Here is a 16,295-nt window from a genome sequence, read left to right on the forward strand (position 1 = left end):
GTTAGATATTATCTGATAAGGGAGCAGAATTAGTTTTTCAATTTAAGCAATTGTAATTTCATGATAAATCAAACCCAGATCATGAAAGTTTTACAGTTTACTATCCCGGTTCCTCACGATAGAAGTGTTATTGTTGAGAGAGTTAGTTTGCCTCATCATTATCCATATTTGCACAGGCATAAGGAAATACAATTAACCTGGATCAGGAGTGGGGAGGGGACCTTGATTGTTGGTAATAATGTACATGATTATTGTGCAGGCGATGTATTTTTAATGGGAGCAAATTTACCGCATGTTTTTAAAAGCAGCCCGGAATACTTCGAACGCAAATCCGAAAAAAAGGTTGAAGCGCTGAGCTTTTTCTTTAATCCCGAAGAAACGCTGCTCCCTCTTTTTTCTATGCCGGAGATGAAGCCTGCTTTAGCCTTTTTTCAGCACTTTAAAAATGGTTTTAAAGTGCCTGATGCAATTGTTGATAAGGTGATTAAAACCATGATTGCACTCGATAATGCATCGGGCCCGGACCAGATTATACATTTTTTTAACCTCATTGGCCATTTTACAACTGCCAAATGTAAATTCAGTGCCTTAGCTACCCAAAGTAAGCTCCCGTCTATTAAGGAAAATGAAGGGATCAGGATTGGGAAAATTTATAATTACATTATGCAACATTATAATACACCTATTGCGCTTGAGGATGTGGCCGATATAGCTTATATGACGCCTGGCTCGTTTTGCCGCTATTTTAAAAAACATACAGGCCACACTTTCATTTCATTTTTAAATGAGGTAAGGATAAATGAAGCCTGTAAGAAACTCATCGCTCATAAATTTGAAAGCATTAATCATGTGGCTTACAAATGCGGCTTTGCAAGTATTACAAACTTTAACAGGGTATTTAAATGTTTAATTGGGCTAACGCCGAAGAGCTACATCGATCGCTATAACAACAACAACGTGTTTAGCATGAACAGGGACGGAGCGTATGAAAGCTTTTTAATCCTTGCAAATAACTAAAGGGTGGGGCAATACGTATGGCTTTACACGCTGAATCAGTATAGAAGCAGGTGAGCTAATCAATTTTTCAGATGCCTCCAGATGATATCATGAACGTCAGTCGCTATCAGGTCCTGTTTTTCCAATGGGCTATCGGTAATGATCACCGGCTGATATTTTGGCGGTACGTCCACCCGGCCATGCGAGCCTTTTATCAGGGTAGCATCCAGGGGAATAACATCCATCACATACCTGAAACCCGCTTTTTTGCGCAGCAACTTATAGCCGGCGCGGAGCTTTGAGCTCATAAACATTTCAACAGGATCATAACCCGGTTTTTTATGGATGTCAACTACGCGGGCATAATCCGGGGCAAGCGCATCATCCAGCCAAAAATAATAAGTGAACCAGCTTCTTTCATCAGCAATCAGAACGAGGTCTCCGGCCCGGGGATGATCGATGTGATACGCGGCTTGCTCTTCCTGGTTAAGCACCCTTTCAACACCAGGCACGGCTTCAAGCAGTGCTTTGACCTTTGCCGTTATGCTCGCATCGTTGATGTAGACATGCGCCAGTTGGTGATCAGCTACCGCAAAGGCTTTGGAAGCGCCCGGGTCAAGTATCTCCAGTCCACGTTCAATCCTGATGCCTAACAGGTCGTTTTGCCTCAACACCCGGTTTAAATGAACCGGCCGGTCTACCGGGGAGATCCCATATTCGGAAAGGATGATGATCCCGGCATCTTTTTCCCGGTAAAAGGAAACCAGGTCTTCGATAATTTTATCAATGTCATTCAGGTCTTTGGCGATAACCGGTAAATCCGGGCCGAATTTTTGCAGGCAATAGTCCAGGTGAGGCAGGTAGATCAGCGTCAGCGTTGGGTCATGCAGCGTATCTGTTTCCATTGCAGCATCAGCTATCCAACGGCTTGATTTGATATTGGCGCCGGGCCCCCAAAACTGAAAAAGCGGAAACTGCCCGAGCTTTGCCTGGAGGTGGTCACGCAGGCCGGCGGGCTCCGAGTAACAATTCGGCATTTTTCGCCCGTCGGCGAGGTAGTTCGGCCTGGGTGTCACGGAGTAATCTGCAGAGGAGTACATATTGTACCACCAAAACATTACCGAGCTCGTGAAAGAGGGATCTTCGCTCCTGGCCTTATCCCATATTTTCTGACCCCCCACGAGTTTGTTTGATTGTTTCCAGAATTTTACTTCACAATCCGCCCGGTCGTACCACCCATTACCCACAATGCCATTGTCAACAGGAAATTTACCGGTGACGTAGGCGGACTGCATAGCGGTGGTAACAGCAGGCAATACAGGCGTTATATGCGTCAGATGCCTGTCTTTGATATATGATTTAAGAAATGGTGTATGCTCGCCGATCAGAGATGTGGATAAACCCACTACATCAATAACTACCGTTTTATTCATATTGGCTTCTCTTTTATGATATTTGCGCTTTAACCCAATCCAATTCCCGGATGATCGATTGCGTTAGGGGGGCCTTCAGCTCATCAGGCAATACACTCCAGGTATATGTTTCCACTTCCAGGTGTTGTGTAAAAGCAGCGCTCCTGAATTTGTTGAGCACCCTGACAATGTCGTTTTGTGTTGATTGCACCACACCCATATCCTCCACAAAGACAGGTACATGGAAGTGCGCACGCCATTCATTAACTACCGGGTTCCGGCTATCTGCCATGGCTTCCGGTAAATCGGGATAGCGGATCAATTCTCCACTTGCGGTTTTGGCGATCACCTGGTGCAGATACGTTGGCTCGTTGAATCTGGCAAGCGCGTCGCTCACCTCGTCCCTCGTCGCCAATTCCACCGGAAGCTGGGCCTTTAAGGCAGCACTGATCTGTATCTTGCCTACCCGTATACCTTTCGCGGCCAGTTCATCAATGACGCGCTCGTGTTCCTCATAGCCGATAGCAAAATGGCAAACATCATAGCACAGGTTAATATGTTGTTTTACAGCTGCTTCGGCATCAGCTGGAGACAGGTTGAACTGGTCTCCCAGCATTAAGACACCACGCGGTAAAAGGTCGTTCTCAAACCAATCCATGAACTCCCGGCCTGATTCCAGGAAGCCATCCGGCTCGGGTTCAATATCCAGGTGCATCAGGATCCCGGCCGAACGGTGTATTTCAAAAAGTGCAGCCGCCACCTTTAAAATATTCTCCGTGGCGATCGTCCTTGCAGTGTTCCTGGCCTTACCGGCCGCATGCCATGGTTTATAGCTTAAGGGTGAGGTTGAAATCCCTCCCTGCAAGCCTTCAGGAAGTAATCCGGCCAATATATGAAACAGGCGTAAGGTATAATCCACGCGCTCAGCTGTTGTCCAGTCCGGCGCATGCACCTCGTCCTTGACTATGGTGTTATGGAAACCGCCGTAGGGGAAACCGTTCATCGTGAAAACATAAGCATGATGATCAGACAACCATTGTTTGAACTCCGCTAAGTTATCTTCCTCTGCCAGCAAACCGAGGCTGGCCATATTGGAAAGGCGCAGGCCGATACCCATTCGTTCCTTCCCCGCAAGGGCGGTCCTGATTGCAGGGAAATGGTTTTGCAGGGCCCCGAAAGTTTCCGGCCAGTTCTCCGCGGGATGGATATTGGTACAATAGGTGAGGTGTGCTGCATTTATTTTCATGATGGCAGATGTTTGTATTATTTAAATTTGCGTTTGCTGAAGTTCGAATTGCCGGTTGTACAGGTCAATACTCGCTTGCTTCAAAAGCTGGGTATCAATTTCATGCACCTCGGCGCCTTCGCCTATAGCATTGAGTAACGTTATGGTGAGCTCTCCGCCCAAATGTTCACGAAACTCCTCCAGGCCCTGCAATACAGGGCTGTCATCTCCGCTGATCCTTAAGAGCCTGTGACTGATTTCAAAACCTAAGCTTTGGATCAGGCTTACCACGCGTTCACTGTCCGCAGCGGTTAAACGGCCGCAAAGGCAGGAATAAACCGTATCCAGGGCAATTCCCATGGCTACCGCTTCACCATGTCGGATGTTAAAACTGCTGAGATATTCCAGTTTGTGCGCGCTCCAATGCCCGAAATCCAAAGGGCGTGATGAGCCGCTTTCAAAGGGGTCGATACCGGCAATATGCTGCATGTGCAGCTGCGCGCAGCGCCAAACCAGGTAATTCATTGCTGCCGCATCGCGGCTCACGAGGGCGGGGGCATTCCGCTCTATCCAGCTGAAAAAAACAGGGTCTTTGATCAGGGCAACCTTGATCGCTTCTGATATCCCCGAACGCCAGTCACGGTCGGTCAGCGTGGTCAAAAATTGTTCATCATTAAAAACAGCGGCAGGGGGCGCGAATGTGCCCAGAAAATTCTTTTTCCCGAAATAATTGATGCTGTTCTTTACCCCGATTCCTGAATCGTTCTGAGATAGCACAGTTGTTGGTATACGGATAAGTTTTACTCCCCGGTGGGCTACAGCAGCGGCATAACCTGCCATATCCAATACGGCCCCGCCACCTATTGCGGCGATGTATGAATGCCGGTCAATACCGTAATTATTTACCGCTTCAAGGATCAAATCAAAATAACGTTCATCATTCTTTACGTACTCACCGCCGGGTATCAGCAATATATCGGGCACCAGTTGAACAGCAGTATGCGCCTGAAAATAGGAACTGATATCGGAGCATAAATGCTCATGGGCGTCAGCAACCCCCTGATCGACCACAAAAAGGATCTTCCTTGACGCGCCTGAAGTAGCAACGTTTGTCAGAAAACCGTTCATAAGGGGATTGTCGTTTGCGAATAAGGCCGAAGTAAAAAATACGTTGTAACTATATTTTACGCTGAAGTTCTGTTGCAAATGTTCCATAAAGGAAAGATCTATTGTTATTGAAATTGATTAGGTGACTGCAAATATTTTCGACAGCCACATTGAGAGCGGTAAGAGGCAGGCGATCATCAGGGCGAATGTAAGCGAGCTGAATGTGACAGACCAGGAAGCATCCATCAATATCAGGGAGATTACGCCGGCCTTTACGGCATTACCAATATTTTTGCCAATCGGCTCTCTTATGGCTATGAGCAGCGGTTTGAATATCATCCAGGTAAATGGTAAGATGAAAAGTAGTGACCATAGCAGCCGGTTATTAACGTACGAAAAGTAGCTGATAAAAGCGATGACCACAGCATACAGAAACGCTGCTATATACAGGTTGCTCTTTTTGCCGCCATGAACTTCGCCACGACTGGTCAGGGTGATTGAGAATATGTAAACCACAGGCACTAATGCCAACACAGACCAATGGTTGAGCGCATCCGGTATTATGCTGACTCCCAGCAGCAGATTTAATCCCCGGCACATCCCCATATTAAGCGGCCCGAAAAAGGGATGATGTTTGCCAAACTTGTCGTAGAACAGTGCGCAGAGCGCGATAGCTGCCGCGAGCATACCCGATGCCGCCGAAACGAGAAACGCCAACAGGATGCCTGCACTTAACAACAATGTGCCGAGCACTGAAGCTTCCGGTAAACTAACCCTGCCTGAGGGGATGGCCCGTTCAGGCCGTTCAATTTTATCAAGCTCCACATCGAAAATATCGTTAAAAACAATACCGCCGCCGTAGAGGCAGGCTGTGGAAAGGCAAAGCAGGAGGGTTGCCGGCCAGGCTGTTTCCGGTAAACTGCCCGGGACACAGGCAATAGCGGTCCCCGCCAGAATATCAGCGACCGAGGTGACAATATTGGCCGGCCGCATGAGTTGAAGATAAATGTACAGTTTCCTGAAGATCACGGTTAGCTTATGATGATGGATGATTTATCGATTCTCGGTTGCTGGCCGCCGCGCAATATACTGTTACCTTCAAATTTTACGCTTTGATCAACGTTCCTGACCGCCGCGAAATCAGTTTCATCGAGCTGTCCGCTCTGGGCAAAAGCAGCAACCGCGTTGCCGTAGGTAATCAATTGGATATCTTCGTCGCTGATGCCGCGCATTTTCATTAGTGCAGCAGTTTTCGGTACGGCCAGGGGATCACTGATGCCCCAATCAGCAGCCGAGTTGACCATGATCCGCTCCGGGCCATATTGCCTGGCGATTTCAACCATACGCTCATTACCCATTTTGGTGAATGGGTAAATCGTGAATGCGGCCCAAAAACCCCGGTCAAGGACCTCTTTAACAGTCTCCTCGTTGTTATGATCAATGATGACCTTGTAAGGATCGATGCCATGTTCTATCGCGATGTCCATACTACGGCGCGTGCCGTTTTTCTTGTCGCGGTGCGGCGTGTGGACCTGTACCGGCAGGCCGGCTTCCTTAGCCAGCTCCAGTTGCAAGCGGTAATATTTTTCTTCAGCCGCGGTTTGATCGTCGAAACCTATTTCACCGATACCCACAACACCCTCTTTATAAACAAACAGCGGAAGTAATTCCATCACCTGTTCTGCAAGGCTTTCATTGTTTGCCTCGCGGGAGTTAAGCCCTATGGTGCAGTAATGTTTAATGCCAAACTGCGATGAGCGAAATCTTTCCCAGCCAACCAGGCTGCTGTAATAATCGCGGAAGCTATCAATGCCCGTCCGGGGCTGTCCCAGCCAAAAAGCAGGTTCTATCAGCCCCACCACACCCGCATCGGCCATAGCCTGGTAGTCATCAGTAGTACGGGATGTCATATGTACATGCGGGTCAAAAAAACGCATACCTTTTGTGGTCGTTATATCAAATGACTCTGGTTTTTCGCCAGGTATTTGCTCTCTGTTTTCAAAATTGCTGCAACACATATCCCAAAGTTAATTTTTTGTACCGTTAATAAATTCGTTCCAACTCGTTTTTCTGCCCGCCGCCACCTTTAAAGCACCAGCTTTCAATAATTCTTTTGCCGGCTGAAAGCTGCTTTCAGCAATAGCTAATGCCACCGCTTCCCTTTCAAGTTCGCCTAAGCCCGTTAATACTTCCCGAATGTCCTGCAGTATCGCATCATCCATAAAGGGACTTACTAATCGCCATAGCATAGGATCTGTATCCCGGCCGGCAGATTTGCGCTCGCGCGCGTAATCGATCAATGTATGTGCAAGGCTGGCATTGGCACGCTCGTCCAATCCCGTGATCAGGTCTAGCCTTTTTTCGGTGAAAAGGGCCTTTAATACCATTTGGTTCCAGGCCGGCTCGGGTAGGTTTTCTGCCGGGTAGGGGTTGTGGTACATGATCGCTTCGAGCACAACGCCCAGATTACTGCGGTTCCCTTCCGTACAGCGCTGTACCCATATCGGGGCATAATCAAGCAGAGGTAAAGCCGAATATAAAGCGACCAATTCGTTCATTTCAGCAGCTAAAAACAGGTTCTCAATGTTCCGTTGATAACGCTCCTGATCGGTGGTATCAAGTGTTAACAACAACCATACCCTGGCAAGCCTGTCAACCGACCATCCTGCGATCGAAAAATCTTTACGGATAGCCGATAAACCAGCTTCGTTTTCTGGACCGGCATTAACCGGTGCTTTTCCTGTCCTGCGCGGCAAAGCGGCAAAGGCAGTGTTAAATGCCACGGCAGATGCAGCATGAGCTCCCTGGGCCAGCAGCCAGTCTTTGGCATCCGGGCTTATATGCCTTGCAATGAGATCTGTGAGCAGGGACTTAAATTTTTCTATATCATAAGTGAACATATCTTCAATCATCAGGGTTGGCCGATCTGTGTTGCTCAGGCCACGATATAATTGATGAGCAATGCGCCGGCAATAATCAGCAGGCCAAAGAACTCCCTCGTTTTTTCTATATAGGGCTTGTCTGCCTGCATCGTTTCTACCAGACTTGGCTTGTTATATTTCGTTATCCAGTCGCGGACGCCATCTTTAGAAAAATAAATGATACATGCGTGAACAAGGTATATCGCGATCAAACATAGATACAACTTCGGATAAACCTGGTGAAAAACTACCAGCCCGCAACATACCGCCGCACTAAGGTAGATCGGTACCCAAAGCCATGGATCGACATCGTTGAGGTTAAGGTAAGCGAAGACCAGGAAAGAAAGACAGAAAATGATATTTATAATAGCAACCATATTGAACAGATCGGGGCCGGGCAAATTAATAAATGTAATGTAATCTAAGGCTCATATATCAATATATATTTTCTAACGCTTGACAATTTCAGGAATGAATTCTCGTAACAATACCCACGGTTGAAAAGCGTGAGCTGTAAGTTCTGACAACTTGAACTTTAAATACTGCTAAGATTATAGCAATTGCTGGCATGAGTGGTTGCGGTAAAACCACTATGTTAAAACTGCAACAACATTGCAGCCTTGCATTTTTGCATAAGTATTATTTTACCGTATAAGCCACTACCTTTTGACCCAACCCGCCAATTTGGATATAACCACTTAAGGGTATAACCGTCAGTGTGCTGATTATAAGTTACTTAACTCAATCTTTCGGATATGGATTAGTTAGTTGCCTTTTGTTTTTAATACCAAAGTGGTTACCAGCGAATCTAATCCTACTGTGGCCAGGTCAAGATTGACACCGGTTGCATCCTGATGAAATTTAACCTTTTTACCATGAAGCACCGAACACGTTGTAATAGTCTGTTTAATTGGCGGCAATTTAATTACGGTTTCTCCCTCCGGCATTTTGAGCAGGTGGATGTATATATTACTGCCTTTGTAAGTAGCACCATAAAAATCATCAACGGGTTGAAAAGGCCCGGGACGCGTTTGATAAATACTTTCCCCGTTTTTTGCTAACCAGTTTCCCACTTCTTTCAGCCGGTCCACGTGCGTTGGAGGAATAACACCATCCGGGTCTGGCCCAACATTTAATAACATATTTCCGCCGCGGTCAACAGTATTAACAAGCATATTTATAATTTTTTTCAGCGGCATCAGTCGCTGAGCTTTATTATATCCCCAACTTGTTTCGTTAAGGTTCAGGCATTTCTCCCATGGGAAGGGAATAATGGGGCCCTTAACATCGCCACCGCCTTCATCTGTCTGGAAATCTCCCACCATTCCCGATCTTGGATTAATGACCACATCCGGGTTATAGCTACGTACCATGGCATTAAGTTTTAATGGTTCCCAAAACCAGGCCGCGTCGGCATCAGTACCTTGATGCGCCAGCCAGCCGCCATCGTACCACAAAATATCTATTTTGCCATATTTTTTCATTAACTCCTCTACCTGCCCATACGTTTGTTTCTTGAGCAAGGCTGCATTGTCAGGAAGCCCTTTCGGATCAAAATAACCCGGAAAACGCCAGTCAAGCGGGGAGTAATAAATACCAACATACAAACCCGCTTTACGGCAGGCATTTGTATACTCTTTTACAAAATCGCGGTGAGCGATAGTTTCCCAACTATCAAAATGCTTATAACTTGAAGGGCTGTTCCAAAGGGCAAAACCATCATGATGCCTGCTCACCATTACCATATACTTCATACCTGCCTCTTTCGCTACTTTAGCCCATTCTGCAGCGTTAAAATGCTTCGGATTAAACTGATCAGCTAATTTGGCATATTCCTCAGCAGGTATCTTTTGGTTGAACATCGTCCATTCGCCCGTGGCCGGGATTGAATACAAGCCCCAATGTATGAACATCCCGAATTTCTGATCTTCCCACCACTGCATCTTTTCGGGCGGAAGATTGGAACCCGGGCCCGATACGCCTTGCCCTACACCCTTTAATGAGGGGTAGACCTTACCTTTTTCCATTGATTTTCTTTCTGCGTCGCCCATTTCCTGGCTTTTTGCCGCAAAAGAATAGCTCATGAGAATTAATATAAGCCCGGTGCCAATAATTTTTATTTTTTGTTTGAGCATGATTTTAGTTTATATAATTGACAACATGGCATCTTCTCGCTTACAAAGGTTCTTTGCAATAACTTACGGCAGGGGTTGTCTTATGTTTATCTGGTTACGCGAAATTAGGTAAAACCCACGTATCAGGATTATATTAATCAGACTTTCGTTGGCATAAATCCGACCCTCTTTTGTTGGTAGGCTGTCAATGACCTTTGGTGGCAATTCATAGCTGCTTAATGGGCAACCGCCCGCTCTGTGGAATATCCCGGCATGCTTGACCCATTCGATTCTGTGTTTATCAGATCAATGGGCCGGGGCGTTAAGCGAAGTGCAAAGAATACTTAGTCGCCTTTCCGGATCATGCTGGTTAAAGGCCCCTTAATCTCAGCATTATTCTGTAAAGACCATCAGGGGCATAACTATTTTATGGTGCAGTGCTGATATGGAAAAAGTCGAAATCGACATAACCACCCGTTAACATGGTTGCATAGTTGAACAGGCCGAATCGATATCCCATAAAATGGGGAATTGTATAAGCCATCTGCAACGGCGTACCAATAGGTTCCCATTTGTGCCCGTCGAAACTATAAAAAAAGTAGGCTTTATCTGTCCGGTTAGTAAAATCGCAGCTTGCCTTAAGATAGACTGCAGGCAGCTTTAAAGGTATACGGGTTGTTTCTGTGGCCGATCCGGATTGCGCGTTATACATGACAAGCCATTTGGAGCCATGATCTGATTTAACACCGACGAAGCCATACTTTTGTTGTAGTAAAGCCAAACCTGCAAAGTCTCCATCATTCATTTTGGAAACATCAATTAAAGTTGTTCCTGAACATTGGGGGCCAATGGTGCGTTGCGTTAACGTGTTACGTGCCGATAGGAATGTGCTGTCCAGTCGCCCGGTGGTTAATCTCAAATAACCGGGCCGCTTTTTTAACGACCATAACTGATCATCCGGGTTGTGGTTCCATTGCCACACCAAAGGCAGCATTGGCTCCCCGTTTTTACGGCTAAATTCATCCGGGGATACAATACCCGGCATCAGGCTTTTATTTGCAGGTAAGTCCAGCGTATCAGGCGCTTTGTGATCAACACCCAATACAGGCCATCCATCTGTCCAGGTAACCGGTACCAGGTACGGCACCCGGCCAACGGCGCCAAAATCACGAAATAAATACGCATACCAATCGCCCTTCGGGGTATTGATAAGCCCGCCCTGGGCCACGCCTTTATCCTGAAGCCCTACCTGGCCTTCGTAAGGTCCGGTCAGCTTGTCGGCCCGGTGGATTAAAACGGTACGCATTCCGCTTTTAGGCCAGCTGATATTGAAAAGGTAATATTTGCCGTTAATTTTGAACAGTTGCGAGCCTTCGGCAGGCAAACCAATATTGGGACCGGCAACGGCGCTGGCATTTTCGATCAGGATTTGCGGTTTTTTATCAGGATTGACGCCAGACAGGTCATCATTCAGTTCGGCCAGCATGATCCTGCCGCTCCCGTAAATCATATAAGCTTTGCCGTCATCGTCGAAAAAAAGTGAGTGGTCATGTAATGCCGGTTTAAAGGACATTTCTTTCCATGGGCCTTTTTCGATGTTCTTTGTGCTGTAGATATATGTCTTGTTGGTAGTGCCCGAAAATGTTGAAACGTAAAAAGTACCGTTATGATAACGTAAGCTGCTTGCCCATGAGCCCCGGCCATATGCGCTTGCTCCGTTTGCCAGGTTAAGGGCATCTCCACTGTCAAGTGTATTATATGCGTAACTTACAATGCGCCAGTTTACCAGGTCTTTCGATTTCATGATAGGCAGCCCGGGACTAAGATGCATGGTGGTGCTGCTTGCATAATAGGTATCGCCAACCCTGATCATCGATACATCCGGAACGTCTGCATAGATAATGGGGTTTTGTGCTGTTTGCGCGTTTAAAGGCATAACTGCCAGTCGCCATAAAAGGCAGGTAACTGCCAGTTTAAGAAATGCGATGTTTTTTGTTTTCATTCAAGTTTATGTTAAAAGTTAACCACAGCCCAATATGCCTTTTTTCGCTGAAGTTTTTCATCAAACAGGAGAGGGTAGGCTTTGATAACTTTGCGGCTTGTGCCCTCGGTGGCAGCTGCGCCGCCGGCAATACCGCCACCACGGAAATCAAGCCAGCTGTACCGGTCTGATACATTCCAAAAAGTAACCCCGGTTATTACTTTTTTGTATTTCCTGAAGATCTCAAAGATCGCCTTATACCTTTCGGCTTGTTGGGCGGCCATGGTTTCAGTATATGCGGAATCCGGCACCGTTTGATCGCCTGCTTTATGCGGCGGGCCGGTACGTACGGTAACATCCAATTCGGTGATCTGCAGCTTTAATCCAAGCGCTGCATACTTATCCATAGCTTCAGTTATTTGTTGCAAACTGGGGTCAGTTAATTTCCAGTGGCCCTGCAGGCCTACTCCGGTGACAGGTACGCCCGCATCTTTAAGGCTCCTGAGCAATTTGCAGATCTTATCCCGCTTGGATGGAACTTCACTATTGTAATCGTTGTAAAAAAGCTGGGCGTCTGGGTCTGCTTCATGGGCGTATTCAAACGCTTTGGCAATAAAATCCTCGCCGCAGATCTGGTACCATAACGAGTTACGCAGGTAGTTATCGGGCTTATCATCAATGGCTTCGTTAACTACGTCCCACGCATAGATCTTACCTTTAAAATGATTGACTACTGTGGTGATATGATCTTTAAGCCGTTTCAGTAACACATCTTTACTTACCTGTTTGCCCGTGCTGTCTTTAAACATCCATGCAGGTGCCTGGGCATGCCAAAGCAAATTGTGGCCCCTGATTTTCATGTGGTGCTCTTGCGCGAATGCTACGATGGCGTCGGCGTTTTTCCAGTTATATTCATTTTCGCGCGGATGAATGGGACCCATTTTCATATCGTTTTCCGGCGTAACACTGTTAAACTCCTTTGCAATTAGTTCTGCTTGAGGCCCGCTAAGTGCAGCCGTGTTTATTGCAACACCGATAGGAAAATATTTTCGGTAATAATCTTTCAAACCTTTATCCGGCTTGTATAGCGAATGGGTAACCCGATTTTCTCCTGTCCCAGGATGTAATGCCTGCCGGCTTGTGAACGACATAAAAGCAGCAGAGCTCATCAGCAATAACGGAAATACAAAAGATATCAAAGTTTTAAGTTTCATTTTAGTAAGGAACAGTTTGACTAATGTAATCGGATTTATTTAAAGCTTATCCAGTCAATGTTGGCAGCCGTACCGCTTTTTAATACGATTACCAAGTCGGCAATTTTTGGAGGAGGCGAAGTGAGAGGGAGTTGCGTAACCTGCCAATCGCTTCCTTTGCCAATCTTCGCTGTCGCCAGTAATTGTCCGGTGGTATTGCCAAGCCGCACCTCTATAGTTGCCGGGCCTTCCGCGTTAGCCATAACCTGCAATTCTTTAAATTTTTTGCCATTGAAGTCAACACGATTGTAACGAACCCAGCTATCGGTATTGTTGAACGTAGTCTTCCATCCGTCAAATCTTTTTGCGGTATCAAGAAAAGAGATTTTAACGGTACTGTCCTTATCGCTGTACCTGTCAATCTGTATTTTTTCTGAGGCTTTGGTTATTCCCACGCCACGCAGGGTTGGGATAACTTTCCTGATTGTTCCGTCGGCATTGAAAAACAGGCTGTCGCATCTTATCGACCTGTTTTTATCAAAGTTAGGTGACAGGTCATCGTTGTGGTAAAACAGGTACCATTGATTTTTAAACCGGATGATAGACTGGTGATTGGTCCAGCAACCGGAAGCCGACTCATCCATAATCACGCCTGCAAATTTAAAAGGCCCCATCGGATTATTTCCGGTAGCATATTCCAGCCTTTCAGTTTTATTTGCCACATGCGGATAGGTCAAATAATAAACGCCTTGACGTTCAAACAGGTAGGGGCCTTCCTTTAGCCCTTTATCCGGCAGCTCAGTTAAAATTACCGGTTCTGAAGCAAGTTCGAGCATGTTTTCCTTAAGCTTTGCGGCATACAGGTTACCCTGCGCCCAATACAGGTATGCCTGCCCGTCTTTATCGATAAACACATTTGGATCAATGCCGTGTACCCCTTTTATAGGTTCTTGGCGTGGGGTAAACGGGCCGTAAGGTTTATCGGCTACCGCTACACCTATGGTAAAGCCCCGGCCGTTTTCGCTGCCTTTTGCGGTTGTAGGAAAATACATATAATATTTGCCGTTGCGGAAAATGCAGTCGGGAGCCCACATGCTGTACGAAGCCGGGTCGGCCCAGGGCACTGTGGTTTGGCTGATGATCATGCCATGATCAGTCCAATCGGTGAGGTTGGCTGATGAAAAAACATGGTAATTTTCCATGCAGAACCAACCAGGGCGGCCATGGCCGGGTGTTGCCTTAATATCATGCGATGGATAAACGTAGACCCTGTCGCCAAAAACGCGGGCCGATGGATCGGCCGTAAACTGGTCTCTGATCAATGGATTTTGTGCCACGGATCGCCCGGCAAAGCTCAGTACTGATCCGAATAGCAATAGCCAGAACTTAATATTTTTCATGAAACGAATGTATTGATCTGATTTTTGATCGTTAATTATTTAAATAGGATGGGGGCAAATTTGTAAAGATCATTTCGCCAAACAGGCCAGGTATGGCCTCCCGGGTACTCGTAATAGGTATGTTTTATCTTCATCTCGTCCAGCTTACCCAGCATAACCTGGCAATTTTTATAAGCAATATCCTCCTTGCCGCCCATGGCTATCCAAAATGCTTTCAGGTTGCTGTTGATTTTGGCGGCATTTTTCTTCATAAAGTCATACTGTGTACCAGCGATGGTATTTTGTACAGGTAAAATCCACCCCGAGCTGAATACGCCAAGGTAACTGAACGTATCGGTATTGTAGATGCCGGTATATAAAGTATTAAGTCCGCCCATGGAAAGCCCGGCCAGGGCACGGCCTTGCGCGGTGCGGTCAACCCGGTAGTTCTTTTCTATAAAGGGGATAATGCATTGTTTTATTTCACTTGCAAAGGTTTTGAGGCCGGCTTCACCAAAACCCCCGCCGAAATTGGCATCGGGCATTACCACCAGCATGGGCTTGGCTTGCCTGGCTGCAATCAGGTTATCCATGATCATATCGGTTTTGCCCTGGGTTGCCCAGCCGGTTTCATCCTCACCGCCGCCATGTAGTATATACAACGCAGGATATTTAACCTGGCTTGCATCATAACCCGGCGGGGTATAAATAAATAGCCTTCGCCATGATTTAGTTACGGTTGAAAAATAAGTTTTGATACGGATATCGCCGTGCGGAACGTTTTTAACAGCATAATAGCCGCCTCCGTCAAATGGTATTTCTATGCCGCTTGCCATACGTCCCATGCCGTAAAAGGTTTGGCTGGCAGGATCAGTTGTAGCCACACCATCTATAATCAACGAATAATAATGGAAGCCTTCGCCAATTGAATCTGTTGTGGCTGTCCAATAGCCGGCAGTGTCTTTCACCATATCATATTTTTTGCCAAGGTCAACCTGCACCTTTTGTGCATCCGGTGCCTTAAAGCGGAAAATCACCCGGTGGTCGGGCTGGATAAAGGGATATTTTGAGCCTCTGATATTGGTAGATGCAGGGCCGCCCTTGATCATCGCATTATATCTATCGATATCAACAGGTTTGAACAGGAACTGCGAGAACAGGTAAAGGTCATTTTTCCAAACCTTAAAGTCATGTATCCCCGGCTCGACACTAAAGATATGCGGTACGTTTTTTTGTTCCAGGTAGTCGTGGGTACGTTTACTGAATGACATTAAGCCGTCATGATCGCCGCAGGAGATCCAGAGCAATTTAAGTTTACTTTTCGCGGCATCGGGATCAGGTACAAGTTCTTCCGGTTTTTTGGTATTAGGTGCCGATGAAAAGCCTCCAACCCAGGCAAATTTATCCAGGTTTCCCAGTCCAAAATTAAGTGACTGACCGCCGCCCATTGATAATCCGGCCAGCGCCCGGTGTTCGCGATCGGTATAATCAGGATACTTTTTTTGGATAAATGGGATCAGGTCATCCAGCAAGTCATGCTCAAAAGTTGCAAATGCGGCTACTTTATCCGGAGCCATTATATTGCCGGTGGCGCGGTCATCCTTCATTGCGCGGCCATTGGGCAACACCACAATCATTGGTTCCAGTTTTTTATCGGCATACAAGTTATCCAATATCACCTGGGGCTTGCCCTGGTTAAGCCATTCAAATTCATCGCCACCAATGCCATGAAGGAGGTAAAGAACAGGATATGTTTTTTTTGCAGTATACCCGGGCGGCAGGTATACTACCGCGCGGCGTTTGGAGCCAACTGTTTTTGAATCATAGGTGACGGTGTCTAATTTTCCGTGTGCTATCCCAGCGCGGTAAGTGTCGAAGCCGGCAGGTGAATGTTTAAGAGCCGGCTGTGAAAGGGCCAGTAGGGCAGGCAAAATGCCAATGACGGTGAGGTAGGCTATCTTCTTCAT

Annotated in this window: 13 protein-coding genes; 1 reads left to right on the plus strand and 12 read right to left on the minus strand. The window is 46.6% G+C overall.

Annotated features, from left to right (window positions below):
* The first annotated feature begins 60 nt into the window (after window positions 1-60).
* The gene (locus SNE26_RS08365) at window positions 61-1,017 is read left to right on the plus strand and encodes an AraC family transcriptional regulator (protein ID WP_321558904.1); all 957 of its coding nucleotides are present in this window, start codon (window positions 61-63) and stop codon (window positions 1,015-1,017) included.
* A gap of 59 nt (window positions 1,018-1,076) precedes the next feature.
* Here SNE26_RS08365 and SNE26_RS08370 read toward each other — a convergent pair whose 3' ends face one another.
* The 12 genes from SNE26_RS08370 to SNE26_RS08425 all read right to left on the minus strand — a co-directional run bounded on the left by SNE26_RS08370 (window position 1,077) and on the right by SNE26_RS08425 (window position 16,295).
* Window positions 1,077-2,429: an alkaline phosphatase family protein gene (locus tag SNE26_RS08370; protein WP_321558905.1), complete on the minus strand. Its 1,353-nt coding sequence runs from the start codon at window positions 2,427-2,429 to the stop codon at window positions 1,077-1,079.
* A 13-nt stretch (window positions 2,430-2,442) separates the two neighbouring features.
* Window positions 2,443-3,654, minus strand: a complete 1,212-nt coding sequence (eboE, locus tag SNE26_RS08375) for a metabolite traffic protein EboE (protein WP_321558906.1) — start codon at window positions 3,652-3,654, stop codon at window positions 2,443-2,445.
* A gap of 21 nt (window positions 3,655-3,675) precedes the next feature.
* Entirely contained in the window at window positions 3,676-4,848 is a 1,173-nt protein-coding gene (locus SNE26_RS08380) for a 3-dehydroquinate synthase (RefSeq protein WP_321558907.1), read from the minus strand.
* Between the two features lie 30 nt (window positions 4,849-4,878).
* Window positions 4,879-5,733: a UbiA-like protein EboC gene (gene eboC / locus SNE26_RS08385; RefSeq protein WP_321558908.1), complete on the minus strand. Its 855-nt coding sequence runs from the start codon at window positions 5,731-5,733 to the stop codon at window positions 4,879-4,881.
* A gap of 38 nt (window positions 5,734-5,771) precedes the next feature.
* Window positions 5,772-6,677 carry a TatD family hydrolase gene (locus tag SNE26_RS08390; protein ID WP_321558909.1) on the minus strand — a complete coding sequence of 302 codons (906 nt, stop codon included), beginning with the start codon at window positions 6,675-6,677 and terminating at the stop codon, window positions 5,772-5,774.
* Window positions 6,678-6,767: 90 nt separating this feature from the next.
* On the minus strand, window positions 6,768-7,640 hold the full coding sequence (locus SNE26_RS08395; RefSeq protein ID WP_321558910.1) for an EboA domain-containing protein: 873 nt from the start codon (window positions 7,638-7,640) through the stop codon (window positions 6,768-6,770).
* Between the two features lie 35 nt (window positions 7,641-7,675).
* Window positions 7,676-8,038 carry a transmembrane 220 family protein gene (locus SNE26_RS08400; protein ID WP_321558911.1) on the minus strand — a complete coding sequence of 121 codons (363 nt, stop codon included), beginning with the start codon at window positions 8,036-8,038 and terminating at the stop codon, window positions 7,676-7,678.
* A 387-nt stretch (window positions 8,039-8,425) separates the two neighbouring features.
* Window positions 8,426-9,796 (minus strand): alpha-L-fucosidase, encoded by a 1,371-nt coding sequence (locus SNE26_RS08405; protein ID WP_321558912.1) that lies wholly within the window; start codon window positions 9,794-9,796, stop codon window positions 8,426-8,428.
* 406 nt (window positions 9,797-10,202) lie between these two features.
* Window positions 10,203-11,777, minus strand: a complete 1,575-nt coding sequence (locus SNE26_RS08410; protein ID WP_321558913.1) for a glycoside hydrolase 43 family protein — start codon at window positions 11,775-11,777, stop codon at window positions 10,203-10,205.
* An 11-nt stretch (window positions 11,778-11,788) separates the two neighbouring features.
* Window positions 11,789-12,970 carry an endo-1,4-beta-xylanase gene (locus SNE26_RS08415; RefSeq protein ID WP_321558914.1) on the minus strand — a complete coding sequence of 394 codons (1,182 nt, stop codon included), beginning with the start codon at window positions 12,968-12,970 and terminating at the stop codon, window positions 11,789-11,791.
* A gap of 35 nt (window positions 12,971-13,005) precedes the next feature.
* A complete protein-coding gene (locus SNE26_RS08420) occupies window positions 13,006-14,349 on the minus strand; it encodes a family 43 glycosylhydrolase (RefSeq protein ID WP_321558915.1) in 1,344 nt (447 codons plus the stop codon).
* Between the two features lie 35 nt (window positions 14,350-14,384).
* Window positions 14,385-16,295 (minus strand): alpha/beta hydrolase-fold protein, encoded by a 1,911-nt coding sequence (locus SNE26_RS08425; protein ID WP_321558916.1) that lies wholly within the window; start codon window positions 16,293-16,295, stop codon window positions 14,385-14,387.

Origin of the sequence: Mucilaginibacter sp. cycad4 (assembly GCF_034263275.1) — a bacterium.
Taxonomy (GTDB): Bacteria; Bacteroidota; Bacteroidia; order Sphingobacteriales; family Sphingobacteriaceae; genus Mucilaginibacter.